The sequence below is a fragment of the Betaproteobacteria bacterium genome, from assembly GCA_016194905.1.
In the GTDB taxonomy this organism is placed as follows: Bacteria; Pseudomonadota; Gammaproteobacteria; order Burkholderiales; family JACQAP01; genus JACQAP01.
Genome location: JACQAP010000004.1, coordinates 102387 through 127794 on the forward strand (window position 1 = coordinate 102387; position 25408 = coordinate 127794).

Genomic DNA, 25408 nt, shown 5'->3' on the forward strand with positions numbered 1-25408 from the left:
CTCCGATGGCAGACGAGCCAAACCCGCAACACTCGCCGATCTTCGGCAATGCCGAATACGAAGCGGCAATCGACACGATCCTGCAGAAAGCCTCTGGCAGAATCCGCATTTTCGATCACACGCTGGGAAACGAGTACAACTCCTCCCGCCGCCTCGAACTGCTGAGGCACTTTCTGCTCGCAAGCCGGCGCAACAGCCTGCAGATCGTGCTGCACGATACCCGGACCATGGATCGCAACTGTCCGCGTATATTGCATCTGCTGCGCACTTACGGACACTTGATCAGCATTCACGAGACCCATCCGACGGCCAAGTCGGTCTACGATCCTTTCGTCATCGTCGATGACCGCTGCTTCGTGCATCGCTTCCACTTCGACGAGATGAGAGGGCTGCTCGCCCTGGAAGACCCGATCGGCACGCATACCTTCATCGAACGTTTCGCGGAAATATGGGAAGCCTCCTCGCCGGCTGTATCCGCCACGACGCTGGGCCTTTGAGCGCATGCTTTGATCCAAATGAATCGCACGCTTCTCGTTTCTGCCCTCCTCGCTGTCGCACTGACCGCTTGCGGCAAGAAAGAACAAGCACCTGCCCCGGCTGCAACAACTCCCGCACCCGCCGCCGATGCGGCCAAGCCGGCCGATGCCGCCGCTCCGGCCGCTGGCGCACCTGCAACAGGTGCTGCCTCGACCGCCGCTCCCGCTGTCTCCGCAAAACCGGAGCAGAAACCCGCGGACAAGAAACCCGAACAAAAGAATTAGTCCCGCAGCAAGCACAAAAAGCCGGTCTTCGACCGGCTTTTTTTATTTCCAGACTAGTATTGGCGATCAGACGATTTGCCGCCAGGCGAGCCCATCGTCCTGATCGGCGATCGCGATCCATTCCGGTTCGCAATTCATCACTGCCGCCAGCGCGGCGCGCGCCAGATCGGGACGATTGTTTTCCTGGCTGAGGTGCGCCGCAACCAGATGCTTGAGTCTGCCGTTTTCGAGGCGCCTCAGAAGCTCGGCGGCCGCGCCGTTGTCGAGGTGGCCGAAACGGCCTGCGATGCGCTCGCGCAATCTTTGCGGATAGCTGCTCATTCGCAGCATCTCGACATCGTGATTGCATTCCAGAACCAGCGCATCGCAACCGCTCAGCACGGCCTCGATATGCCGGGTGGAACAACCGACGTCGGTGAGTACGCCCAGCCGGCGCGCACCGTCGCCGAATACGTACTGGGCGGGTTCGCGCGCATCGTGCGGCACCGGAAAGGGTTGTACATGCAAGTCGCCGACAGTGAAGGCTTCGTAGTTATGAACCATCCTCACTTCGGCTACTTCAGCGAACAAAGCTTCGAAACCAGTGAGCGTTCCCGGCGTAAGCCATACCGGAATGCTGTGACGGCGAGCGAGACGGGCTACGCCGCCGATGTGATCATCGTGCTCATGGGTCACGATGATGCCGGAGATATCTGCGGGGGCAAGCCCGAGTCGACCGAGGCGGTTGACGGTATCGGCAAGGCCAAATCCGCAATCGAGCAGCAACCGGGTTGCGCCGGCCTCGACCACAAGCGAATTGCCCTGACTGCCACTGCCTAGAGAGGCAAACCGCATTCAGGATCCCGGCATGGTCGGCATCAATTCGATCGTTACTTCAGTTCCTGCTGCAGCAGTGCAAGAATTCGCCCGGCCGTGGGTGAACTCGATTTCGACCCTTGCGCATCGAGCACCTTGACCTCGCTACCCTGCGTCGACCCGGCCACGCTGATCCGGTATTGTTCGTCCTTCTTCGGTCCGCTGTCGCCGCGCCAGAACGCCATCTTGGACCAGAAACCCTCCGACTTCCCCTTGTCTGACGCGTCGACATCGACATAACGCACGTAATACAACCCCTTGGACCGGTCGCGATCCTCGACGGTGAAGCCGACGCGATCCAGCGCAAGACCGACGCGTCGCCAGGCACGATCGAAGCTGTCCACCAGCAGCAGCGCTTCGGGAAGCTCGCCATTTTTTGAGATGGTTGCCTTCGGTTGTTCCGGTGCTTTCACCTGAGCCGCGATCTGTTCATCCCGCGCTCCTAGGCGCAACGCCAGACGGGAGAGCATTTCCGCCTCGAGGTCCGGATCGACCGGCCGGGCCTGCCAGACGGTTTTCTCGGTGTAGCGGTCCTTGGAGATATTGATCTGCGCCATGCCACGGTGGCTGATGTAAATTTCCGTCGCACCGGGTTTCTGACCATGTTCCAGTCGCGTGCGGAACCTGTCGCGCTCGGGATAGGAATAAGCGCTGTCCAGTACCTTGCCGATCAGCTTGCGTATCACGCTGTCTGGAATCTTGGCGCGGTTCTCGGCCCAGTCGGTTTCCATGATCCCGGTCTGCTGCGATTCGGTGTCGATCAGAAAACCGCTGTCCTGCCAGAATTCCTTGATCACCGGCCACAATGCGTCCGGCTCGGCATCCACCACCAGCCAGCGCTGGCTGCCGGCGCGCTCGACGCGGACCTTTTCCTGCGGCGGCAGCACCGGTGCGGGGCCGGCCGCTGCGCGGGTGCCCTGGCCTTCGGTATATTCCGAAGCCGTTGCCGATCCCGCACTCGATTCCGGGACGTTGTAGCGATCGCTGGTAGGCGGCGCTGACAGGTCTGCGGGAACATCGAGCGGTTTGACGTTGCCCGCCGATTTGTAATCGATTTTCTTGCCTTCGATCAGGCTGCCCGAGCAGCCCGCAAGAGCGAGCACCACCGTCATGGCGGCGAGAGATTGCGATGAATTCATGCGTGGGAATCTTTCAATTCAGGACTACGACCACCGCGGCCGCAACGGGTTCACTTTGCCATCGCGGGCATCGCAACGGCGGCCCTGATGTCGGCCTGCTCCATCGCGCCGCGCAGCAAATCGTGGAAGGAAGACGAAAGCGACGTCAGAGGCAGCCGAATGCCCCCTTCCATCTGACCCATCTGTTGCAGCACCCACTTTACCGGGATCGGGTTGGCTTCGACGAAGAGATGGCGATGCAGCCCGAGCAGCTTGTTGTTGTGCGATCTTGCCTTGGCAAAATCTCCGGCAAAAACCGCGGCACACAGTTCCTGCATCAGCCGCGGCGCGACGTTGGCGGTCACCGAAATCACCCCATGGGCGCCAAGCATCAGCAGTGCCAGCCCGGTTCCATCGTCGCCGCTGTAGACAGCGAAATTCCTCGGCGCGCGGCGCAACAACTCTGCACCCCGCTCCATGTTGCCCGTGGCATCCTTGAGTCCGGCGATGTTGGGGACTTGCGCGAGCCGCAACGCCGTATCGTTCTGCATGTCGGCAACCGTGCGACCCGGAACGTTGTACAGGATCTGCGGCAAGTCCACGGCCTCTGCAATTGCGCGGAAATGGCGGTACAGCCCTTCCTGGGTCGGCTTGTTGTAATACGGTACGACCGACAGGCTCATGTCGGCCCCGGCCTGCTTGGCGTAAGCGGACAACTCGATCGCCTCGCGGGTGGAATTTGCGCCGGTGCCGGCGATGACGGGCACGCGCCCGGCTGCATGTTCGACTGCGGTGCGGATCAGCAGGCAATGTTCTTCGAAATCCACAGTCGGCGATTCGCCGGTGGTACCGACGATTACGATGCCCTTGGTGCCTTCGCGGATATGGAAGTCGATCAGAGCGCGCAGTCGTTGCAGATCCAGACTGCCGTCCTCGAACATGGGTGTGACGATGGCAACGAGGCTGCCCTTGAGCATGGCGGCTTTCCTCAACAAGAAAGCCGGATTTTAACCGATTCCTCCTGCCGCCGGAGCATCACACTTCGCGGGATAGGCCGGACGCACAGATGCGCTGAATTCTCGCCGGCTTTGGCATCGCAACTTCGAGATCTTCGTATGCGACTACGTGCAAGCGCCCACGGACGACATCAAGCAGTTCACCCGGCCGCAGCAGAAAGTCCGGATTCGACGGCTTGCCGAAGCGTTCGTTACCCGCGGCGAAGGTTTCATAAACGAGCAAGCCCGTCGGCGCAAGGGCATCGAGAATGCGGGGGAATAGCGGCCGGTGCAGATAGTTGGTAACGATCACGCCATCGAACTGCAGGTCCGCCAACGGCCAGGGACCGTTTTCCAGGTCGACTTGCCGAACCGTGACGCCCGTAATATCGGTCAGAGTGCCGAGCGCCTGCGGATCGCGGTCGACGGAGCAAACCCGGAATCCCAGCGAAGCCAGAAAGCGGGTATGACGGCCGCTGCCGCAAGCGAGATCCAGAACCTCGCCATCCGGCACGATCGTGCGCGCCCAGCGAGCAACCCACTCCGAAGGCCGGTCGAGGTCGTAGGCTTGAATGTGCATCGATGTGAAAGTGACCTGTTTGTCCCGCAAATTATCCTGCAGCGTCGTCTCGTAAAGCGGGTTGACTACGGATTTTACGGCAGCGCGCCGCGTGTGTTCCGCGGGATTGGCAACCCCGCCGCATGGGAGTGATTTGACACCTCGGGAAGCGAGTGCTAAAAAACGCACTGTTTTCGGCGCACCAGGCCAATGCAACGCTCGGGAGAATGCAATGAAATCCGTCTGGATTTTGATCTGTGGCTGTGTGCTGCTGGCAGCTTGCAGCGGCGGCAACAACATCTTCAGCAAGAAACAGTCCGCCACTGCGGTCCTCGCCCCGACCAAGGGCAATTCGGTCAGCGGCACCGTCAACTTTACCCAGAAGGGCGACGTGGTACTGGTTGAAGCCAAGGTAAACGGCCTCAAGCCCAATGGGTCCAACGGCATTCACATCCATGAGAAGGGCAATTGCAGCGCGGCTGACGCCTCAAGCGCCGGCGGCCATTTCAATCCGTCCTCCTCCCAGCACGGCGGCCCCGCCGGGGCAACACGTCATGGCGGCGATCTGGGCAATCTGAAGGCCGACGCGAACGGGTATGCGCAGATGTCGATCCAAGTCAGCGGCATTTCGCTGGGCACCGACCCCAACAGCATCACCGGCCGCGCCGTGATCGTGCATGCCGGCGCGGACGACTTCAAGACCCAGCCGACCGGCAACTCCGGGGCCCGCGTGGCCTGTGGGCTGATCAGCAAGAATCCGGATAAGTTCTTCTGAACTTCGTCAGTGCCTGCCGGCGATCGATCGACCGTTGATCCCCTGGCTCGGTCCGGACAGCCGTTTCCCGCCGGTCGAGCAAGCGACGACGGACCCCAACGGATTGCTTGCGGCGGGCGGCGACCTGTCGGTGGCGCGGCTGATCGAAGCCTACGGCAATGGCATCTTTCCGTGGTTCAACGAGGACCAGCCGATACTCTGGTGGAGTCCCGATCCGAGAATGGTCCTCTTCCCCGCGGAGTTGAAAGTCTCCCGATCGCTGGCCAAGACCCTGCGCAATTCCAGCTTCGAAGTACGCGCCGATACGGCTTTTCGCGATGTCATCCAGCGCTGCCGCGTGCCGCGGCGTGATCAGGCCGGCACGTGGATCACCGCGCCGATGGTCGAGGCTTACTGCGAATTGCACCAGTCTGGCATCGCGCACAGCGTGGAAACATGGCTGGACGGAGAACTGGTCGGCGGCCTGTACGGCATCGCGCTGGGTCGCGCGTTCTTCGGCGAATCCATGTTCATGCGCGCCACCGACGCTTCCAAGGTCGCGCTGGTCACGCTGGTGCGCCAGCTCGAACGCTGGAGCTTCGGATTGGTCGATTGCCAGATGAACACGGCCCACCTGGCGTCTTTCGGGGCGCGTGAAATACCGCGCGCCGATTTCACGCGCCGGCTGCGGGAATTGATACACTATCCACCGGTCCCGGCACCGTGGCGGTTGGCGCCACTGCGATGACACAGCTCAACGACCTGCCCTTCTCGGTATTGCAGTTCTATGCGACTGCGCCCTACCCGTGCAGCTACCTGCCCGACAAGCTGGCGCGCTCCCAGGTCGCTACGCCCAGCCACGCCATCGACAGCCAGGTCTACAGCGAGCTCGTCAAAGTCGGATTTCGCCGTAGCGGCGCCTTCACCTATCGCCCCTACTGCGATCATTGCCGCGCCTGTGTGCCGGTGCGAATTGTCGCCGAGGACTTCGTCGCCAGCCGTTCGCAGCGCCGCGCTCACGCGCGCCACGACCGGCTGGAGGCGCGCATGCTCGAACTCAAATACCATCCCGAGCACTACGCGTTGTACCTGCGTTACCAATCGCACCGCCACAGCGGCGGCGGCATGGATCACGACAGCCGCGAGCAATACCGTCACTTCCTCCTGCAGAGCAACGTGCGCTCGAGCCTGGTCGAGTTCCGCGAGGAAGGCAGGCTGCGCATGGTCAGCATCGTCGACCGCCTGGAAGACGGCCTGTCGTCCGTCTATACGTTTTTCGAGCCGGAGGTCGCCGGCGCCAGCCTCGGCACCTTCAACGTCGTCTGGCAGGTCGGCCTGTGCCGGCAGCTTGGACTGCCCTATCTCTATCTCGGTTACTGGATCGCGCAGAGCCGCAAGATGGCCTACAAGATCAACTTCCAGCCGTTGGAAGGATTGATCGACGGCCAGTGGCGGCGGTTGCCCCGCGACGCTTCGCCTCCCGAGGCGGTTTGACGTTCCGCACCGCGTTCGCCGCCAGGGCGTGCCTTCGCGCGCGCCCCTGATCCATGCTTTATAGCCTCGCCCGGCCATTCCTGTTTCAGCTCGACCCGGAACGCGCGCACCGCAGCACAATGCGCGCACTCGACATCGCCCACCGCTTCGGATTGACCGGCCTGATCGCCGGCCGGTCACCTTCCTCCCCACGCAACGTCATGGGCCTGCAATTTCCCAACCCGGTGGGACTCGCCGCCGGTCTGGACAAGAATGGCGAACACATCGATGCGCTCGGCGCGCTTGGCTTCGGCTTCATCGAGATCGGCACGGTCACGCCGCGGCCACAGCCCGGCAATCCGACGCCGCGCATGTTCCGCATCGCGCAGGCACGCGCGATCATCAACCGCATGGGCTTCAACAACGACGGCGTCGAACGCCTGCTGATGAATGTCTCGCGCGCACGCTATCGCGGCATACTCGGCATCAACATCGGCAAGAATTTCGACACTCCGCTCGAACGCGCCGCGGAGGACTACCTGTATTGCATGCGCAAGGTCTATACGGCGGCGAGCTACATAACAGTCAACATTTCATCGCCCAATACTGAAAATCTGCGCCAACTGCAGCAGTCCGGAGAACTCGATAGTTTGCTGGGCGCGTTGACCAGAGAACGCCGCAAACTCGCCGACCGATACGGCAAACGCGTTCCACTCGCCGTCAAGATCGCGCCCGATCTGACGCAAGCCGATATTGCCGGCATGGCTGCGCTGTTCATCGAGCATGGCATCGACGCGGTGATCGCGACCAACACCACGATCTCACGCGAAAGCGTCGGCGGACTGCCGGATGCAGACCAGGCCGGCGGGCTGAGCGGAGCACCGCTGACCGTGCGCTCCACGGAAATCGTCCGACAGCTTGCCGCCGCCCTTGCCGGGCGGGTTCCGATCATCGCCGCCGGCGGCATCCTGTCGGGGGCGGACGCACGCGAAAAACTCGCTGCCGGCGCAAGCCTGGTCCAGCTCTACAGCGGCCTGGTTTACGAAGGGCCCGCGCTGGTCGGAAAAGTCGCCCAAGCGCTTGCGCGAAACGGCGAAAATAGCTGAGTCCGTTATTTCCTTAGTGCCAGCTCGCATAAGATCTCCAGCCTGCGGCGTTATAATTCGCGGCTTTATTTAAGCCTTTCCCATGAAACCTGCTGCATGAATATCAGTGTCGACCTGCCCAGCACGCCGCAATTGAGGCTCCAATTCGCCCTGCGATTCGAGGATTTCTATCGCCGGGAAGGCCTGTTGCGGGTGGACGCGGCCTTTGTGGATTTCCTGGGTCAGGCGGAGCCGGCGCTACGTGAACGCCTGGAGTCCTTGCGCGGAAATCACCCACCGCTGCCGCCAAAGCAGGAATCGGAATTTCTGATCGCGGTAGCCGGCCATCTCGATGATTTCATCGCGCGCCTGTTCGGCATCGAAGACGAAGCAGGCGCACTGTCGGCACGTCATTTCGAACTTGCGCCGCTGTATTCCTGCAAGCGGCTGTTCGTGCAACGCAAGGCCGTCAACACTTACAAGGCTGAGGCTGCTGCCGGTTTCGACGGTACCCGACTCGAAGCGCAGCTCGCTGCGTGGTTCGACGCCGACTTCAGCGAACTGGTGTTTGCGCGTCACGTTACCGCCTGGTTGAAAGATGAATCCGCCAACGCGGACAAGCTCGATGCTGCGTTGCGCTATGCAGCCTGGGCGGTGCATACGCACGAGGGACAGCACAAGCATCATGCGGGCGTGCTCTTCAAGATGCCGAAGAAGCTCGACTTCCAGCGCCTGGTGCCGGCGGAAACGCACAACGAGAACGGCGTTACCGTCCACACGCTCTCCCACATCCGCCGGCGCCAAGGCTTCGCGCTCACGGATTCCGGCACCGACCTGGTCGGCGCCCTGAACGAGACCAACTACTGCATCTGGTGCCATGAGCAGGAAAAGGATTCCTGCTCGCACGGATTGAAGGAGAAGCCCTCGTCCGCGGAGGCCAGGCCGGCATTCAAAAAAACCGTGTTCGGCGTGCCGCTTGCCGGTTGCCCGTTGGAAGAACGCATCTCCGAATTCCAGAAACTCAAGACCGAAGGCGTGGCCGTCGGCGCGTTGGCGATGATCGCGCTGGACAATCCGATGGTCGCGGCGACAGGCCATCGCATCTGCAATGACTGCATGAAATCCTGCATCTACCAGAAGCAGGAACCGGTCAACATCCCGCAGGCCGAGACGCGCACGCTCAAGGATGTGCTGGAGCTGCCTTGGGGCTTCGAGATCTACTCGTTGCTCACGCGCTGGAATCCACTCGACCTGAAGCGGCCGTTCCCGCGTGCGGCGAGCGGCCGTCGCGTATTGATCGCCGGACTGGGTCCCGCGGGGTTCACCGTCGCCCATTACCTGATGAACGACGGCCACACCGTGGTGGGCGTGGATGGACTGAAAATCGAACCGCTGCCGGCCCAGTTCTCCGGAATCGATGCCTTTGGGACACGCGTGGCCTTCGAGCCCATCCACGACGTCGAGTCTCTGTACGAATCCCTTGACGACCGCATCATGGCCGGCTTTGGCGGCGTCGCCGAGTACGGCATCACGGTGCGCTGGGACAAGAATTTCCTCAAGCTGATCCGCCTGCTGTTGCAGCGCCGTGAGGAGTTCGCCTTGTTCGGCGGCGTGCGCTTCGGCGGCACGCTGGAGGTCGACGACGCTTTTTCCCTTGGCTTCGATCATGTCGTGCTGGCCGCCGGCGCCGGCCGTCCGACCGTGCTCGACATTCCCAACGGCCTGGCGCCCGGTGTGCGCACCGCATCCGATTTCCTGATGGCGCTGCAACTGACCGGCGCGGCGAAGAACGATTCGATCGCCAACATGCAACTGCGGCTGCCCGTCGTCGTAATCGGCGGCGGCCTGACCGCCGTCGACACCGCCACCGAGTCGCTGGCCTATTACCCGTTGCAGGTCGAAAAATTCCTCCGCCGCTACGAAACACTGTGCGCGGAGGGCGGCAAAGACAAAGTGCGCGCCTCGTGGAATGCGTCCGAGAGGAACATCGCCGAAGAGTGGCTGATCCACGCGCGGTTGCTGCGTGCTGAGCGCGCCAAGGCGGCCGAGGAAGGTCGGGAACCGCATCTCCTCGAACTGCTGCAGTCCTGGGGCGGAGTCACCATCGCCTATCGCAAGCGCCTGATCGACAGTCCTTCGTACACTCTCAACCACGAGGAAATCGAAAAAGCGCTGGAAGAAGGCGTCCGCTTTGCCGAGAACCTGACTCCCGCCGCTGTTGAAGTGGACGAGTTCGGTTATGCCAGCGGCCTGACCGTCACGAGCAAGACGACACGAGCGGACTGCACCACCGAGACCATCACCACTACGTTGCCGGCGCGGGCCGTGCTGGTTGCCGCCGGCACGCAGCCCAACACGGTGCTGGCACGCGAGGACGCGCACAACTTTCATCTCGACGGCCGCTATTTTCAGGCTTGCGACGAAAACGGCGATCAGATCAAGCCGGAGAAAAGCGCCAAGCCGGCTACGCCACAAGTGTTGCTATCCCGTCGCCCGGATGGGCGCTTCGTCAGCTTCTTCGGCGACCTGCATCCTTCTTTCTTCGGCAACGTGGTCAAGGCCATGGGCGGTGCCAAGCAGGGTTATCCGTCGGTGAGCCGCGTGCTCGCCAAAACACAACCCGCCTATCCAGGTAACGATGCCGACTTCTTTGCCCGGCTCAACGACGAACTGCGCGCCACCGTGCATGAAGTCATCCGCCTTACCCCAACCATCGTCGAAGTCGTGGTGCGGGCGCCGCAGGCCGCCAGGAAATTCCGGCCCGGACAGTTCTACCGGCTGCAGAACTTCGAATCGCTGGCCAAGACAGCGGACGGTACACGGCTGGCGATGGAAGGCCTGGCGCTGACCGGCGCCTGGGTGGACCGGGACAAGGGACTGGTCTCCACGATCGTGCTGGAAATGGGCGGGTCTTCGGATCTGTGCGCATTGCTCAAGCCCGGCGAACCCGTGATCCTCATGGGCCCAACCGGTTCCCCGACCGAGATCCTCGCGAACGAGACCGTGACGCTGGTCGGCGGTGGTTTGGGCAATGCGGTGCTGTTTTCGATCGGGCAGGCTTTGCGCGCCGCCGGCTCGCGCGTGCTGTACTTCGCCGGCTACAAGAAAATCATCGACCGCTACAAGGTCGCGGAAATCGAAGCTGCGGCCGACGTCGTCATATGGTGCTGCGACGAGGCGCCCGGATTTGCACCGGCCCGCCCCGGCGACCGCAGCTTCGTCGGCAATATCGTGCAGGCAATGGCGGCTTATGCCGCCGGCAAGCTGGGCGAGCAGCCCATCGCATTCAGTGCCGCGGATCGCATCATTGCGATCGGTTCAGACCGCATGATGGCGGCAGTGGCCAAGGCGCGCCATGGCGTACTGGCGGCTCACCTGAAGCCGCATCATTTTGCGATTGGCTCGATCAACTCGCCGATGCAATGCATGATGAAGGAGATCTGCGCACAGTGCCTGCAGCCGCAGGTGGATCCGGTCTCCGGCGAACGCTCTTACGTGTTCTCCTGCTTCAACCAGGATCAGCCGCTCGATCGCGTTGATTTCGCCGGTCTCGCCGCGCGGCTCGCGCAGAACTCGGTACAGGAAAAGCTGACCGCGCAATGGATCGACCGTTGCCTAACCCACGCCGGCCACCGGCCGCCTACCTAAAACAATTCTTCACCGCGAAGGCGCGAAGGCGCAAAGGGAACGCAAAGGACTGCGAAATTGAAGAGTATGCGGGAGCGGTTTGTGGCCGGTTCGAAAATTGACCACGTTGGTTGCTACCGATAAGCAACCGCATCCAGTTCCTCCCTTGGCCAACCGATCAACCTCTTGATCCCCGTTTAGCTTGCTTTCCTTTGCGTCCTCTTTGCGCCTTCGCGCCTTTGCGGTTCATTGCAGTAGTGGTTTAATCCTGCCGTGAAGCCCGAACTCATCGACGTTATCGACGCGCTGCTGCCGCAAACCCAGTGCACGAAATGCGGATATCAGGGCTGTCGTCCGTACGCGGAGGCCCTTGCCCACGGCGATGCCGACATCAATCAGTGCCCGCCGGGTGGTGCCGCGGGAATTCGCAAACTCGCGCGTCTGCTCGGCCGCCCGGAAAAACCACTCAACCCGTCGAACGGCTCGGAGACAGCACGCGCTGCCGCATTGATCGACGAGTCGCGCTGCATCGGCTGCATGCTGTGCATCGAGGCCTGCCCGGTCGATGCCATTGTCGGCACCGCGAAACGCATGCACACGGTGCTCACCGAGTCCTGTACCGGCTGCGAACTGTGTCTTCCGCCCTGTCCAGTGGATTGCATCGATATGATCGATCTGGATACGCTGGCGCAACGCGGCAATCGTCATGCCGTGTTGCTGGCGGCACAATCGGTCGAGGACATGGCAGCGAACGCGAGGGAGCGATTCGGTTTTCATGAGTTTCGCCTCGCGCGCGCGATCGAGGAGCGCGATCAGCGGCTGTCAGAGAAAGCGCTCGACAAGCGCTTGCACCTGGAGCCGCCGCCGGGCAGTCACGATCCCGATCGTAAGAAGGCCGCCGTGCAAGCCGCGATCGAGCGCGCCCGCGCGCGCCGCGCCGGGTAAACCTAAGGCGAGATATTTTGCCGCCAAGGCGCAAAGAACGCCAAGAAGGCCGAATACTCAAACTGAACCAGCATTGGGACACGTTGAGCGGCAAACCACAACTTCAATCGCGTGAGTGTCTTCTCCACGCACCTTGTGATTTTTGTTATCAAGTTTTTCTTGGCGCTCTTGGCGTCTTGGCGGTTAAGTTGCGGATTTTGAGATGAACTCGACGAAAAGAACAGAAATCTTCCGCAGGCTGCGAGAGGCCAATCCAGCGCCGACCACCGAACTCATCTATCAGACGCCGTTCGAGCTGCTGATCTCGGTCATCCTGTCGGCGCAAGCAACCGACAAGAGCGTCAACCTGGCCACCGCGCAGCTGTTTCCACTGGCCAGCACCCCGCAAAAAATCCTCGCGCTCGGCGAATCCGGACTAACGCCTTACATCCAGCGCATCGGACTGTATCGCACGAAGGCAAAGAACGTCATCGCGACTTGCGCCCTCCTGGTGAGAAAGTTCGGTGGCGACGTGCCGTCGAATCGCGAGGACCTCGAAAGCCTGCCGGGCGTCGGCAGAAAGACCGCGAACGTCGTCTTGAATACCGCTTTCGGCCAGCCGACGATCGCGGTAGATACCCATATCTTCCGCGTCGCCAATCGCACCGGCATCGCGCCGGGCAAGAACGTCGTCGAGGTGGAGAATCGCCTGCTGAAATTCGTGCCCGAGGAATTTCGACGCGATGCACACCATTGGCTGATCCTGCACGGGCGCTACGTCTGCAAGGCACGGCGGCCGGAATGTCCGGCCTGCTTGATCCGTGACCTCTGCGAGTTCAAGTCCAAGACCAAAGGCGATGTTCAATCCGTCGCGCGCTGACGCTCGCCGTTTTTTCTTCGAGGCCTGGGGCAAGTATCGCTCGCAGGCGCCCCTGGAAGGACTGGAACGCACCGCTGTGGAGATCATCCTGCTGCACCCCGAGCACCATACTTTGCTCGACGAGGCGCAGCGCAACCTGGATCGGGACTTTTCCCCGGAGAGCGGCGCGATCAATCCCTTTCTGCATCTGTCACTGCACCTCGCAATCGCGGAGCAGTTGTCGATCGACCAGCCGCGCGGCATCAATGCCGCGTATCGTGAACTGGCCAACCGCGCCGCATCCGAACACGATGCCCTGCACGTGCTGCTGGAGTGTCTCGGTGAAATGGTGTGGCGCGCGCAGCGTGACCGCGCCGCGCCGGATGAAGCCGCCTATCTCGAATGCATCCGTTGCGGACTCGGATAGCAATCGCGCATCGACGCGCATAAAAAAAGGAGCCGGTGGCTCCTTTTTTTCAAAATCGAGGCAACCGAAAGCTCAGTATTTGACCTTGAGATGGCCGCTCAGACCGGCGAAATACGTCGCCAGATCCTTCATATCCTGTTTGGACAGGTTCTGTGCTTGTGGACCCATCAGCGGATTCTTGCGCTTGCCGGACTTGTAGTCGCGCAACGCCTTTTCCAGATAGTCATTCGGTTGGCCAGCCAGTCTCGGATATTCGGGGGACAGCGGTGTGTTGCCATCGGCGCCATGACAGGCGCTACAGACGGCAGCTTTTTCCTTGCCCTTCGCCGCATCTCCTCCGGCGACAGCGTTGCCGGCCACGACCAACCCGGCCACGGCAATCATCGCGATCCACAACTTGTTCATATCTTCCCTTTTCAAATCTCGAACGGGCTTACTTGCCCGAATAGTACGCAGCCAGGTCGGCCATATCCTGCTCGGACAGGCTGGCGGCAATCGCCCTCATGGTCGGATGCTGGCGGTCGCCGGCCTTGTAGGCCTTCAATGCGTTCACGATGTAGCCCGCATTCTGTCCACCGAGCTTGGGTACATGGTAAGTCTCCGGATAGGCGGTGCGAAACCCGGCGATGCCGTGGCATCCGGCGCACATGGCCGTCTTGTTCTTGCCTGCCGCGGCATCCCCTTCCGCGTGCAGCGGAGCGGATAGTATCGACAGGACGGAAGCAAGACAGGCGATCGTGAAAGTGCGGATATTCATGGCTTGGAACTTCCTTGGTGAACTTCCCCGGTTCGGGACAGTCAATCGCGACTAAAAAACCGCGCAACTCTATCCGAAGCGGCCTGGCCGGTCAACGTTGGCGCCCGGGCGTCGCGAATCAGCCGCCGGGCATCGGCACGCCTTCGGAAATGTCCATCGAATGGCTGAATTTGCGGTCATGGGTATCCTCCACTTCGATCTTCAATTCCCCTTTTTCCTCGGGAGTGAAGAAGAAGCGGAAGTTCGGATTGTCCGACAGCGAAAAATCCACCTCCGCATCCAACACCGGCTTGCCACCAAACGTCACCTTCACGCTGCGCACGAATTGGGGTACCTGGCCCTCTACAAAATCCGCGGCGAGCGGCGATTCGTTCGGGTGGCGGATCATGAGCTGGACCAGATTGGGCTTGTGGTAGGTGATCGCCTCGTCATCGAAACGCAACTTCATTTTGCCCAGCAGGGATTCCGACAGTTTTTTGCCGTTGGGCGCAGAGCAGCCGCCCGCAGCCTTGACCCAGCGCTGCGACATGTACAACCTTCCGTCGTTCATCTCGGCCACCGCCCTGACGAAGCTGTAGTCCTCGAAGCGCAGCCGCGTCTCGACCTGGGCGCGACCGCTGTCCGGGGTGAAATGGAAGACGCCTGCGGTCGGCGACGGATTGCGCTCCACGATCACGTAAATCGATTTGATGTATTCCTTTTCGGTCTGGTCGATCTGCGCCCTGACCATCACCGGAACCGTGGAAGCGTCGTCGGCACGCACGTTCAGGTAGACGCGGATGATGTCGCGCGCATCGGGATTGATGACGCGGTCGGCGAACATGAGTTGCCGGATCGGGCCCCAGTACGGGCTCTGCGCCGGATCCGGCTCGGCCTTTTCGTTGGCGTAAGCCGGCGCGATTGCAAGCACGGCCAGAAGGCCGGCTGCCGCCAGGCGCAAACAGATTTTCATTCCCGTCTCCCCCTGTTCCTAGCAACTCACAGAGTATACCGCGTCAATGGGCGTACCCATTTTCCGGATCCTTATTCCCATTCCAGTTCGGCGAAGGCCGTCGTCACATTGCGGCGATGGAACAGGTCGAAAGCCGCCCAGTTGCCTGCTTCGGAAAGCCCGACTTCGTCGGTGGCCTGCTGAATGGTCTTGCGACTGCGGATGGCGGCACGGGTTTCATCCAGTATCACCGTGAAGTAGCGTTGCTGTGCGTCCAGCGCCTTCGGCCACGGCAGGTCGCTGCGTCCATGGCCGGGCATGTAGTGATCCGCCGCAATGGTGCGCAAATCCTTCATGACGGCAAGGAAACCGGTGATGGTGCCGTCGATCACCGGCGTGTGACCGACGAACAGCAGATCGGACAACCACAACGTGCGGGTCGGCGCGTCGAATACCGTCAGGTCGTCGTCGGTATGCGCCGGAGGCCAGGCCTGCATGACGACCGTCCTGCCGCCGAGGTCGAGTTCCAGCCGTTCCCTGACCAGCAGCGTCGGCCCGACGATCTCCGATCCTGCCGCAGCCGTGCCGAGGTCGCGTTGTAGCGAGTTCACGTACGAACGGGCGCGCGCGGCCAGTTGCGCAGGATAGTTTTCATGCGCGATGAACTGTGCATGATCATCGAGGAAGGCCGCGGCTCCAAAGAAATGATCCGGGTGCACATGGGTCAGCACGACATAGCAGACCGGCAGCGGCGTGACCCGGCGAATCGCCTGCCGCAACGCACGACCCACCGGCAGGGATCCGCCGGCATCGACCGCCAGCACGCATTGGTCGCCGACGATAAAACCGATGTTGGCGTTGTCGCCGAGATTGTCCGCGGAGCGTTCGTCGAAACTGCCGTAGTGAACGTAATTGCCGGGAGCGACTTCGGTAACGTCGAAATTTGCGATTGACCGGGTGTCCGCAGCGAAAGCAGAGTCCGCGGTCGCTGCCGCAAGGCACGCAATGGCTACCGCGGCGAAGGTTGTGATCGGGGAATGCATCGAATCGGTATGTTAAAGCAGAAAGACATGCCCGCCTTGCCCTTGTCGCCCGCCTCGTTTACGGTATGACCGATGTTCCCGTTCCTGATGCGCGCCATCCGTTTTGCCGCCGCCGCCATCGCGATGCTGCCGTTGACGTTGCTCGCCCGGGAGGCGCTCCATCCGGAAAAGGTCGCCGATGGCGTCTATGCTTTCATCGGCGACGCCGGGGAAATCTCCGCGGCGAATCGCGGCTTCGTCGGCAACAGCGGTTTCATCGTCGGGCCTTCCGGCGTGATCGTCATCGATACCGGCACCTCCTATCGACATGGCCGCCGCATGCTGGAGGCGATCGCGCAAATCACCGACAAGCCGGTGGAACTGGCGATCGTCACCCATGCAGTGCAGGAATTCCTGTTCGGCAATGCGGCGTTCGCCGAACGCGGCGTCCCGATCCTCGCCCATCGGGAAACGACGAAGTTGATGAAGGCGCGTTGCGAACGCTGTCTGGAAAATCTCAAGCCGGTGCTGGGCGAAGAACTCGAAGGGACCCGGCTGGTCCCACCACAACGCGACATCGATGCCACCACGACCATCGAGGTGGGCGGCCGCCGATTGGAGCTGCTTTACCTGGGCTGGGCCAGCACGCCGGGCGATCTGGCCGTGCTCGACCCGGACAGCGGCGTGCTGTTCGCGGGCGGGATGGTTTCCATTGGCCGCATCCCCGATATCCGTGACAGCGACTTCGAAGGCTGGCAGCGTGCACTGCGCGAACTCGCTGGATTTTGGCCTGCGCGCATCGTTCCCGGCTTCGGTCCGGTATCGGATCCGGGGGCGATAACCCAGACTGCCGCTTATCTGGATGCGCTCGACCAGACCGTCAAAACCCTTTACGCCGAAAGCTCCAGCCTGATGGAAGCGGTGGAAAAAGCGATCCTGCCGGCTTACCGCGACTGGTCGATGTACGCGACCACGCACCGGCAGAATGCATTGCATCGCTATCTGCAACTTGAGCTGCAGGACCTCGGCGCCGATCCGCGTTCCACAGCATTGCCGCAACGATGAGGATTGGGCGCGGTCGCGATGCTGAACGAAGACCCCGCATCTGCAAGCGGCAGCACCACGTACCATTCCCTCGGACTGCAGCGGGAACTCGGACTCAAGCCCGACCAGACCATCGACCATGTAAAGCTGAACGAAGCCACGGCGAACATGGCACGCCTTCAGGGCATCAAAACCGCACTTGGGGAATCGGCCAGCCTTGTTCGCCTGATCGACCAGAACACGGCAATTACTGCGGACGAAGAGCGGCAACTCATCGACACGCTGTACGGCGGCATGATTCAGATGGCCAACGCCGGCAACGATGCCTTTGCGGCGATTGGCAAGGCTTTGGGGAAATAAACCGTCTGATTCAGTGCGGGAAATATGAGGAAAGTGTCTTGATAACTAAAGGTTCTCCGACGGTTATCCACAGCGTCTGAGACTTTAGATATGCACATGTTTCTTATGGTCTTTAATTGCAAAACTTGTTGACTTGGGCACAAGATAAACTTGTTGACTTGGGCACAAGATATTGTGTACTTTCATACACAACACACATGCACGATGTGTGACGTAAAAAGAAAAAAGGTCTGAACTCAATTGAGATTCAGACCTTGATGTTGGGCCCGGGAACCAGACTCGAACTGATGACCTTCGGCGCGAGGTAATGCCGACGCTCTATCCTACTGAGCTATCCCGGGGGGCGCTTGCACACCCTATCTTTCAAACCCGCGCACAAACGCGGGTTTTTTCTTGCTCTGTCTCGGGGAATGGACTGATGCTGTGCGGGGCTACTACAGCTAGTGCATTTGCCCTTTCTACCCGACTAATTCTAGTAGCCTCACCAACCTTGTCAAGAAAATATGATATTTGAAAATCATAATGGCCGATCGTACTTTTTTTAGTGCGCGATGTGACGAAACGCGGCAGCAACGGAAATAATTCCCCTGCACATACCGGCGATTACCCTAGCATCCAGGACGCGGTTAATTCTGTTTACCGAAGTCGCTCTTGTCCACTTTCAGATACACCGCGCCCCCGCCTATCTACCGTTTGCGGGGCGTAGCTCCATTATTCGAAAGTCGATGAGGCACGCAAGAAGAAAAATAAAAAAAGCTGTTTTCACAGCAATATTTTTTCGAACGACCGCCTGGGAATCATCTTGTTGTGTCTACCGTTGCTATCGTGATTCGTGTCGAAGGCGATGATGAATTGCATGGAATAGTCTCCGGCTGCGTATGCGACTGCCGCAAGGGCCGCACCATTGCTGAAAGTTGATGAACTCCTTCAAATCAAACCGGCGTCCTGACAGAACTGGATTTCGGCGGGTGTATCATCTTCGCTGGCAATTTATTCGAGGACGAATCTCATGAAGCGGAAAGACTTGAAGACGCTCACGGCCTGCAGTGCCGTCGGTTTGTACGGTGTGGCGATGATTGCAGTAGCAGTTGAACACGGCAGAGAGGCGATAGATGAATCGTGTTCCACCCCTCTTGAGTGCCACGCCCCCCAGGATTTACCGGCCGAAATTTTCGACGGATCGCGGCCGATCGTGGGGCAGCAAATAGTCGCGGTATCGACGAGCACCGCCGGGCCGATTATTCCCGGCACTGGCGCACTGACGTTAACTACCGTTCCGCCCCAACAATACATCGAAACGCCCCAACCGTTCATCACACGACCCGGCGCGTAACTTACCGCGGGAAAGCACAGGGGTATGGCCGACGACCCGGACGAACTGCGCGCCAAAATCGAGGCGGAGCGGGAACACCCCATGTATGCGATGAAACTTGCCATCGAAGAAACCGAGGTCCATCTCAGACATGGAATACCGGCAGTCAAGCTAATTGGATGGGTAGTCGTCGTCCTGCTCGCGCTTATCCTTTGGCGGATTTGGTAACGGGATACATTTCTGCTACTTTTCGAAGGTTCTGGCTTTGCTGCCTGATCGGTTTTCCCTATGCAAACTCCGTTTTACGTCCTATTCCCTTATAGAATGCAGCGTTCGACGAAACCGATTGATCTCGATGGATAAGTGCCTGAATGGCTAACCGCCTCAGCAAGATCTACACGCGCACCGGGGACGCCGGCACCACCGGCCTGGGCGACGGTTCGCGCGTCGCCAAGGACAGCCTGCGCATCGAGGCCATCGGTGCGGTCGACGAACTGAACAGCGCCCTTGGCGTCTTGCTGGCCGAGACGATTCCCGACGACGTACGCGCCGCTCTGCACGAAGTCCAGCACGACCTGTTCGACCTCGGCGGAGAGCTGAGCATTCCGGGCTATACCAGCGTCGGGCCGCAGCACGTGACGCGGTTGGAGAACGAATTGGACCGCCACAATGCCGCCCTGACGCCGCTCAAGGAATTCATCCTGCCCGGCGGATCGCGTGGCGCGGCCCTATGCCACGTCGCGCGCGCAGTATGCCGGCGGACGGAACGCCGGGTCGTCAGCCTGAGCACCGCCGAGCAGTTGTCGCCGTCGCTGCAACGCTATCTGAACCGCCTCTCGGATCTGCTGTTCGTACTTTGCCGTGTTCTCAACCGCGAGGCCGGCGTGACCGACGTCTACTGGCAAAAGGGCAGAAATCGCAATGAATCTGCCTGAAGCGCCGGCTCCGGAACAACTTTCCAACCTGCTGGCACGCTGTGCGCTGCGCGACCAGCGTGCCTTTGTGACGCTGTATCAGTTCAGTTCGGCGAAACTGTTTGCCGTTGCCGTGCGTATAACGCGTCGTAGGGACTGGGCGGAAGAAGTGCTGCAGGAAGCGTTCGTCAACATCTGGAACCACGCCGCGGGCTATAACCCGGCGAAGAGCGCGCCGATGACCTGGATGACCGCCATCGTGCGTAACCGCGCGCTCGACTGGCTGCGCCGGCCACGCGAGGTCGAGATCGACGAGGAACACGAGGAACTGATGGCCTCGGTGCCCGATGAATCCCCGGGCCCCGAGGAATTGCTGCGCCGGTCGCTGGATGCCGGCGCGCTCGCCGAATGCATGAAGACGCTGACCGAAGAACAGCAGCGCAGCATCACGCTCGCATTCTTCTACGGTTTGTCCCACGGAGAACTGGCGGAACAGATGCGCAAGCCGCTCGGCACGGTGAAGACCTGGATTCGCCGCGGGCTCGACCGCCTGAAAGGCTGCCTCGACGAGTCGGGAAGATGAAGGTAACAGCCAACAGGGCAATGACCGGAAGATTGCAATGAGATTCCCCGACGAAGGACTGCGCGACAAACTGGCCGCCGAGTACGTGCTCGGCACCATGTCGGCGCGTGCGCGCCGGCGTTTCGAAATCCATCTGCGCGGCAATCCGCAATTGCGCCGGGCCGTGGCGCAATGGGAGACGCGACTCGCTCCGCTCACCGATGCCCTGCCGGCGATCGAACCGCCAGCGCGTGTCTGGCAGGCGATCAAGGCGCGCCTCAAGATCGGGCAGCCGGTTCGGTCGGGATTCTGGGAAAGCCTGTCGTTCTGGCGCGTATCGTCGTTCGCGTCCGGACTGCTGGCCCTGGCGCTGATCGTCATGGTCGCGCTGCCGAAACCGGAAACACCGGTGGACGCCGGCAGAATGGTGGTCATCATGAACGACCTTGCCACCCAGAAACCGGCCATGACCGCAAGCTGGGAACCGGGACAACGCGGCAGCCGTACGCTGCGCATCCGCGTGATCGGTCATGCCGAGATGGGGCCGAATACGGCGTGGGAATTGTGGATGCTTCCCGACGGCGATCAGAAACCGGTCTCGCTCGGATTGATCACCACGCACGAAACCCAGGTCGTTAAAATTCCGGGAGCGCTGGCCGTAAAACTCGACGCCGCGCATGGGCTCGCGATGAGCGTGGAACCGGCCGGTGGATCGCCGACCGGGCTGCCGACGGGCCCGGTGCTTTACGCCGGCGAATGCATCAAGATCTGACGATCCCGGACGAGCTTCAGTGCCGGGCCTTGTCGAGGCCGGCGCACATGCGCTCGGCGGCATCGACGATGCGAGCCGTTTGCCGGGTGATCAGGTCAGCGGAAACGGTGAACACGTTGCCGGTGCGCACGGCTTTCAGGTAGGAAAATTCCGTCCAGTTATTCACGCCCGCATCGTCGGCTTCGGAGCCGACCACGATGGCATCCGGGTCCATGACCAGCGCCTGTTCCACGGAAACTTCCCCCGCCAGTCGCGGCAGATCGGCAAAGATATTCTGTGCTGCACACAATGCGAGCACTTTGCTGATGATATGGTCGCCGTTCACCGTGAACAGCGGCCTGTGCCAGATCTCGAACAACACCCGCACCGGGGCGCGGCCCGTATAGCGGTCTCTCAGTGCATCGACCCGCCGTTCGAGTTCCAGCGCAACCGCCTGCGCCTGCCCGCCCAGGCCCGTCAGATCGCCCAGCAATCGCAGATGACGCGGAATGTCTTCGAGTCGCTGCGGTTCCAGCACCAGCACGCGCAGCCCGAGGGCACGCAACCGCGCGATGTCCACCGACCTGTTGCCGCTGCCCCAGGCCAGTACGAAATCCGGCCGCGAGTGCAGTATCCGCTCGAAATCGAGCCCGGAAGAATCGCCAATTTCGCGAATTCCAGCCGCTTCGACGGGAAAGTCGCTGCCACGCACGGACCCCACCAGACGATCCCCGGCGCCAATCGAATACATCAACTCGGTCAGATGCGGCGACAGCGAAATCACGCGCTGCGCCGGCCCGTCGAACCGCAGTTCGACCCCCAGATCGTCCATCACCGTGAGCGCCGAAACCGGCATTGCGACAGACAGGAGGATTACAGGCAGCAGGAAGGGAAGAACCGTGCGCACCGGGGGCTGCACGCCAGCGCACGCGCGCGATCAGCGCTCCATGTAATGGAGCAGATTGGAACTGGTCTGGCGCAGACGCTGGGACAGCAGGGTGACGAGCTTGACCAGCACCTTGGCACCGAGCCCCGGCTCTTCGAGGATGATCTGGACCATGCTGTCACGCGAAAGTACGGCGAAGGTAGTCGGCTCCAGCGCCATGCAGGTAGCGAAGCGAGGTTCACCGTCGATCATCGACATCTCGCCCAGCGTGGCGCCGGGACCGACCGTGGTCATTGGCTGCAGGTTGCCGTGGGAATCGATTTTCACGATTTCCACCCTGCCCTGGATAATCAGCAGCATGTAGTCGTCTATGTCGCCTTCGCGAATCATCATCTGCGCCGCTTCGGCACGATAAATATGCATGAACGCCGTCAGCCGCTGGATATCCTCGCGCGTAAAATCGGCAAAGAATTTGGAATGGCCGATCATGTCGAAAATCTGTTGCGCGAGCGCTGTGCCCTCGCCCAGATGTTCTAGCGTATGCAGAAGTGCGTTCTGCGGCGCTTGGAGATCGGAATCAGCCATTTGCACGAGACTAGTCTCTGATGTTATCCAGGCGCCGCTCCCGGAACGGCCCGGACGCCCCTAAGGCTTGGAATGACAAGTCATTATGCTGGAGCGGCCGCAGCCGGTAAAGCGCGGCCGGCGGGACGGCTCAGCCCGGGACCGTAGCGCGAACCTGCCGACTGGCCAGCTCCACGCGCTTCAGGTAGGCGCCGCGGGCAATGGCAACGTCTTCAATGAACTGCGGCAGCTCATCCAGGCGCAATGCCTGCGGCCCGTCGACCAGCGCCTTGGAAGGATTGGGGTGGAAATCCACAAGCACCATGTTGGCGCCGACCAGCACGCCCTGGGCGGTGGCATGCATGACATCGAGGATGCCATCCGGTCCGGCCATGCGCGAGCCGACCGAATGGCTGGGGTCGATGCATACCGGCATGCGGGTCAAACGCCTGACCACCGGAACCTGGGCGAAATCCACGAAATTGCGATGGGGATCGCCAAGGTTGGTCTTCATACCCCGCAACCCGAACACGACGCGGTGGTTGCCCTCGCTGGCGAGATACTCTGCCGCATTCAGGGACTCATCGAGCGTGATGCCGAATCCGCGCTTGATCAGCACCGGAAACTCCTTTTGCCGGCCGACGATTTTCAATAACTCGAAGTTCTGTGTATTGCGCGTGCCGATCTGCAGCATCACCCCGGTCGGATTGCCGGTTTCGCGCAACGCCTGCCGGATCTCCTCGACGTGCGATTCATGGGTCACCTCCATCGCGATGACGCGGATGCCGTGCTTTCCGGCCAGTTCGAACACGAAAGGCAGGCAGGACTTGCCGTGCCCCTGAAAAGCGTAAGGACTGGTGCGCGGCTTGTAGGCGCCCATGCGGGTGCACTGCTGGCCGTTGTCTTTGAGCGCACGCATCATGATATCGACGTGATCGCGGGTATCCACCGCGCAGAGTCCGGCGAAAATATGCAACGTATCCTGGCCGAAGCGCAGGCCCTGATAGTCGAAATGCGTCGGCCGGGTGTCATCCTTGTGACGACCGAGTACGCGAAACTCTTCAGAAACACGAATCACCCGTTCGACGCACGGAAAGCTCTTCATGTCGTCGATCTGCAATGCCTTGGTGTCGCCGAGCAGATAGACCTCGGTCACCGAGCGCTCGGTGCCCTGGATGCGGTGCGCCCGCGTCTTGATGTTCGGCAGCCGCCCCAGCGACTCCATCAACTGGAAGTATTCGGGGCTCTGCGGATCGGTGTTGTCGCTAAGGATGAGGATCATGTAAATGCCGTGACTGCGTGACTGTCGTGACGACGTGACTGCCGTTACGCTATCGCTGCAGCAACAATAATAGAGTTTGAATTTACGATAGTTACAACTACGATAGTCACGCGGTTACGGCCTTTCAGGCCGTTCCCCCGACCGTAAGGCCGTCGATGCGCAAGGTCGGCTGGCCGACACCGACCGGCACGCTCTGGCCTTCCTTGCCGCAGGTGCCGACCCCCGAGTCCAGGCTCATGTCGTTGCCGATCATGGAAACATGCGTCAGCGCATCCGGTCCGTTGCCGATAAGCGTGGCGCCCTTGACCGGATAGGTGATCTTGCCGTTTTCGATCATATAGGCCTCGGCGGCCGAGAATACGAACTTGCCGCTGACGATATCGACCTGGCCACCGCCGAAATTCGCCGCATACAGCCCATTCCCGACCGAGCCGATGATCTCGACAGGATCCTTGTCGCCGTTCAGCATGTAAGTGTTGGTCATGCGCGGCATCGGCACATGCGCGTAGGACTCGCGCCGCCCGTTGCCGGTGGGTGCCATGCCCATCAATCGCGCGTTCAGCGTGTCCTGGATGTAACCCCTGAGGATGCCATCCTCGATCAGCACGCTGCGCTGCGTCGGATTGCCTTCGTCGTCCACATTCAGCGAACCGCGGCGCCTGGAAATGGTGCCGTCGTCGACCACCGTCACGCCCGGCGCCGCGACACGCTGGCCGATGCGGCCGGAAAAAGCAGAGCTACCCTTGCGATTGAAATCGCCTTCGAGTCCATGGCCGATGGCTTCATGCAGCAGGATGCCGGGCCAGCCCGGCCCCAGTACCACGGTCATCGTGCCGGCCGGTGCCGGCCGCGCCGACAGATTGGTCACCGCCTGATGCACCGCCTTGGCTGCGTAGTCGTGCAAGATTTCGTCGGTGAAATAAGCATAATCGAAACGCCCGCCGCCGCCCGCACTTCCCTGCTCACGACGGCCGTCGTGCTCGACGATGACCTGGAGGGAAAGCCTGACGAGCGGGCGCACGTCCGCCGCCAGCATGCCGTCGGAACGCGCAATCAGCACGACTTCATATTCGCCCGCCAGCGAAGCCATCACCTGCGAAATGCGTGGATCGATATCGCGTGCGTAGCGTTCGAGCTTTTCCAGCAGCTTCACCTTGTCGCCGTCGGCAAGGCTCGCCAGCGGATCCTGTGGCAGATACAGTTCGCGGCCGCGAGTCCGGCTCGCAACCTGCGTCGCGCCTTGCTCGCCGCGGCGCGCGATCGCTCGAGTGGCCTGCGCCGCGGATTCCAGCGCCGGGAGACTGATATCGTCGGAGTAGGCGAAGGCCGTTTTCTCTCCGCTGACCGCGCGCACCCCGACGCCCTGATCGATGTTGAAGCTGCCGGACTTCACCATGCCCTCTTCCAGGCTCCAGCCCTCCGAACGCGAATACTGAAAATACAGATCGGCATAGTCGACGCTGTGGATCATGATCTGGCCGAAGACGCGCTCGATCCCGCCGGCGTCGAGGCCATAGGGTGCGAGCAACGTGCGGTCTGCGGTCGCGAACAGCAACTCGTGGTTGTTTGTCGGATCGTTGGGCAAT

The 25408-nt window shown here is 61.2% G+C and carries 28 protein-coding genes and 1 tRNA gene; 16 read left to right on the forward strand and 13 right to left on the reverse strand.

Annotation, left to right across the window (positions count from 1 at the left end):
* Nucleotides 1-5 precede the first annotated feature (5 nt).
* A complete protein-coding gene (locus tag HY067_00915; protein ID MBI3526511.1) occupies nucleotides 6-497 on the forward strand; it encodes a hypothetical protein in 492 nt (163 codons plus the stop codon).
* A 330-nt stretch (nucleotides 498-827) separates the two neighbouring features.
* Here the strand turns inward: HY067_00915 and HY067_00920 are convergent, their stop codons facing one another.
* From HY067_00920 to HY067_00935, 4 genes are read right to left on the reverse strand one after another with little or no spacing between them, the layout of a single operon-like run.
* Nucleotides 828-1595, reverse strand: coding sequence for an MBL fold metallo-hydrolase (locus HY067_00920; protein ID MBI3526512.1), 768 nt, complete (start codon nucleotides 1593-1595; stop codon nucleotides 828-830).
* Between the two features lie 35 nt (nucleotides 1596-1630).
* Nucleotides 1631-2755, reverse strand: coding sequence for an outer membrane protein assembly factor BamC (bamC, locus tag HY067_00925; GenBank protein MBI3526513.1), 1125 nt, complete (start codon nucleotides 2753-2755; stop codon nucleotides 1631-1633).
* Nucleotides 2756-2805: 50 nt separating this feature from the next.
* The gene (locus HY067_00930; GenBank protein ID MBI3526514.1) at nucleotides 2806-3711 is read right to left on the reverse strand and encodes a 4-hydroxy-tetrahydrodipicolinate synthase; all 906 of its coding nucleotides are present in this window, start codon (nucleotides 3709-3711) and stop codon (nucleotides 2806-2808) included.
* Between the two features lie 58 nt (nucleotides 3712-3769).
* Complete coding sequence (locus HY067_00935) at nucleotides 3770-4309, reverse strand: methyltransferase domain-containing protein (GenBank protein ID MBI3526515.1); 540 nt, start codon at nucleotides 4307-4309, stop codon at nucleotides 3770-3772.
* 211 nt (nucleotides 4310-4520) lie between these two features.
* Between HY067_00935 and HY067_00940 the strand changes: the two genes are divergently transcribed.
* The 8 genes from HY067_00940 (at nucleotide 4521) to HY067_00975 (ending at nucleotide 13437) form a co-directional block, all read left to right on the forward strand.
* Nucleotides 4521-5063: a superoxide dismutase family protein gene (locus tag HY067_00940; GenBank protein ID MBI3526516.1), complete on the forward strand. Its 543-nt coding sequence runs from the start codon at nucleotides 4521-4523 to the stop codon at nucleotides 5061-5063.
* 34 nt (nucleotides 5064-5097) lie between these two features.
* A complete protein-coding gene (locus tag HY067_00945) occupies nucleotides 5098-5790 on the forward strand; it encodes a leucyl/phenylalanyl-tRNA--protein transferase (GenBank protein ID MBI3526517.1) in 693 nt (230 codons plus the stop codon).
* Nucleotides 5787-6536 (forward strand): arginyltransferase, encoded by a 750-nt coding sequence (locus HY067_00950; GenBank protein ID MBI3526518.1) that lies wholly within the window; start codon nucleotides 5787-5789, stop codon nucleotides 6534-6536. Before HY067_00945 ends, HY067_00950 begins: the two co-directional genes overlap by 4 nt.
* 53 nt (nucleotides 6537-6589) lie before the next feature.
* Nucleotides 6590-7621: a quinone-dependent dihydroorotate dehydrogenase gene (locus tag HY067_00955; protein ID MBI3526519.1), complete on the forward strand. Its 1032-nt coding sequence runs from the start codon at nucleotides 6590-6592 to the stop codon at nucleotides 7619-7621.
* Nucleotides 7622-7717: 96 nt separating this feature from the next.
* Complete coding sequence (locus HY067_00960; GenBank protein ID MBI3526520.1) at nucleotides 7718-11248, forward strand: FAD-dependent oxidoreductase; 3531 nt, start codon at nucleotides 7718-7720, stop codon at nucleotides 11246-11248.
* Nucleotides 11249-11500: 252 nt separating this feature from the next.
* Nucleotides 11501-12172: an electron transport complex subunit RsxB gene (gene rsxB, locus HY067_00965; GenBank protein MBI3526521.1), complete on the forward strand. Its 672-nt coding sequence runs from the start codon at nucleotides 11501-11503 to the stop codon at nucleotides 12170-12172.
* A 202-nt stretch (nucleotides 12173-12374) separates the two neighbouring features.
* Nucleotides 12375-13031: an endonuclease III gene (gene nth, locus HY067_00970; protein ID MBI3526522.1), complete on the forward strand. Its 657-nt coding sequence runs from the start codon at nucleotides 12375-12377 to the stop codon at nucleotides 13029-13031.
* A complete protein-coding gene (locus tag HY067_00975) occupies nucleotides 13009-13437 on the forward strand; it encodes a DUF1841 family protein (GenBank protein MBI3526523.1) in 429 nt (142 codons plus the stop codon). The genes nth and HY067_00975 overlap by 23 nt, the downstream gene beginning before the upstream one ends.
* A gap of 72 nt (nucleotides 13438-13509) precedes the next feature.
* On the opposite strand, the gene HY067_00980 is transcribed toward HY067_00975, so the two are convergent.
* From HY067_00980 to HY067_00995, 4 genes are all read right to left on the reverse strand, one after another.
* Complete coding sequence (locus HY067_00980; GenBank protein MBI3526524.1) at nucleotides 13510-13842, reverse strand: cytochrome c; 333 nt, start codon at nucleotides 13840-13842, stop codon at nucleotides 13510-13512.
* A gap of 28 nt (nucleotides 13843-13870) precedes the next feature.
* Entirely contained in the window at nucleotides 13871-14194 is a 324-nt protein-coding gene (locus HY067_00985) for a cytochrome c (GenBank protein ID MBI3526525.1), read from the reverse strand.
* A gap of 118 nt (nucleotides 14195-14312) precedes the next feature.
* Nucleotides 14313-15146 carry a quinoprotein dehydrogenase-associated SoxYZ-like carrier gene (locus tag HY067_00990; protein ID MBI3526526.1) on the reverse strand — a complete coding sequence of 278 codons (834 nt, stop codon included), beginning with the start codon at nucleotides 15144-15146 and terminating at the stop codon, nucleotides 14313-14315.
* 71 nt (nucleotides 15147-15217) lie between these two features.
* The gene (locus HY067_00995) at nucleotides 15218-16168 is read right to left on the reverse strand and encodes a quinoprotein relay system zinc metallohydrolase 2 (protein MBI3526527.1); all 951 of its coding nucleotides are present in this window, start codon (nucleotides 16166-16168) and stop codon (nucleotides 15218-15220) included.
* 72 nt (nucleotides 16169-16240) lie between these two features.
* On the opposite strand from HY067_00995, the gene HY067_01000 reads away from it, so the two are divergent.
* On the forward strand, nucleotides 16241-17212 hold the full coding sequence (locus HY067_01000) for an MBL fold metallo-hydrolase (GenBank protein MBI3526528.1): 972 nt from the start codon (nucleotides 16241-16243) through the stop codon (nucleotides 17210-17212).
* 18 nt (nucleotides 17213-17230) lie between these two features.
* A complete protein-coding gene (locus HY067_01005) occupies nucleotides 17231-17551 on the forward strand; it encodes a hypothetical protein (GenBank protein ID MBI3526529.1) in 321 nt (106 codons plus the stop codon).
* Between the two features lie 261 nt (nucleotides 17552-17812).
* Here HY067_01005 and HY067_01010 read toward each other — a convergent pair.
* A tRNA-OTHER gene (locus HY067_01010) sits at nucleotides 17813-17892 on the reverse strand.
* Between the two features lie 668 nt (nucleotides 17893-18560).
* On the opposite strand from HY067_01010, the gene HY067_01015 reads away from it, so the two are divergent.
* The 5 genes from HY067_01015 to HY067_01035 all read left to right on the forward strand — a co-directional run bounded on the left by HY067_01015 (nucleotide 18561) and on the right by HY067_01035 (nucleotide 21111).
* Nucleotides 18561-18884 carry a hypothetical protein gene (locus tag HY067_01015; GenBank protein ID MBI3526530.1) on the forward strand — a complete coding sequence of 108 codons (324 nt, stop codon included), beginning with the start codon at nucleotides 18561-18563 and terminating at the stop codon, nucleotides 18882-18884.
* A 24-nt stretch (nucleotides 18885-18908) separates the two neighbouring features.
* Entirely contained in the window at nucleotides 18909-19091 is a 183-nt protein-coding gene (locus HY067_01020; GenBank protein MBI3526531.1) for a hypothetical protein, read from the forward strand.
* 143 nt (nucleotides 19092-19234) lie between these two features.
* Nucleotides 19235-19798: a cob(I)yrinic acid a,c-diamide adenosyltransferase gene (locus HY067_01025; GenBank protein ID MBI3526532.1), complete on the forward strand. Its 564-nt coding sequence runs from the start codon at nucleotides 19235-19237 to the stop codon at nucleotides 19796-19798.
* Nucleotides 19785-20360 carry a sigma-70 family RNA polymerase sigma factor gene (locus HY067_01030; GenBank protein MBI3526533.1) on the forward strand — a complete coding sequence of 192 codons (576 nt, stop codon included), beginning with the start codon at nucleotides 19785-19787 and terminating at the stop codon, nucleotides 20358-20360. Before HY067_01025 ends, HY067_01030 begins: the two co-directional genes overlap by 14 nt.
* 37 nt (nucleotides 20361-20397) lie before the next feature.
* Entirely contained in the window at nucleotides 20398-21111 is a 714-nt protein-coding gene (locus HY067_01035; GenBank protein ID MBI3526534.1) for an anti-sigma factor, read from the forward strand.
* 16 nt (nucleotides 21112-21127) lie between these two features.
* Here HY067_01035 and HY067_01040 read toward each other — a convergent pair whose 3' ends face one another.
* The 4 genes from HY067_01040 to tldD all read right to left on the reverse strand — a co-directional run bounded on the left by HY067_01040 (nucleotide 21128) and on the right by tldD (nucleotide 25407).
* On the reverse strand, nucleotides 21128-21997 hold the full coding sequence (locus HY067_01040; protein MBI3526535.1) for a cobalamin-binding protein: 870 nt from the start codon (nucleotides 21995-21997) through the stop codon (nucleotides 21128-21130).
* Between the two features lie 30 nt (nucleotides 21998-22027).
* Nucleotides 22028-22567, reverse strand: coding sequence for a cyclic nucleotide-binding domain-containing protein (locus HY067_01045; protein ID MBI3526536.1), 540 nt, complete (start codon nucleotides 22565-22567; stop codon nucleotides 22028-22030).
* A 124-nt stretch (nucleotides 22568-22691) separates the two neighbouring features.
* The gene (locus HY067_01050) at nucleotides 22692-23822 is read right to left on the reverse strand and encodes a 3-deoxy-7-phosphoheptulonate synthase (GenBank protein ID MBI3526537.1); all 1131 of its coding nucleotides are present in this window, start codon (nucleotides 23820-23822) and stop codon (nucleotides 22692-22694) included.
* A 124-nt stretch (nucleotides 23823-23946) separates the two neighbouring features.
* Nucleotides 23947-25407, reverse strand: coding sequence for a metalloprotease TldD (gene tldD / locus HY067_01055; GenBank protein MBI3526538.1), 1461 nt, complete (start codon nucleotides 25405-25407; stop codon nucleotides 23947-23949).
* Nucleotide 25408: the final 1 nt, after the last annotated feature.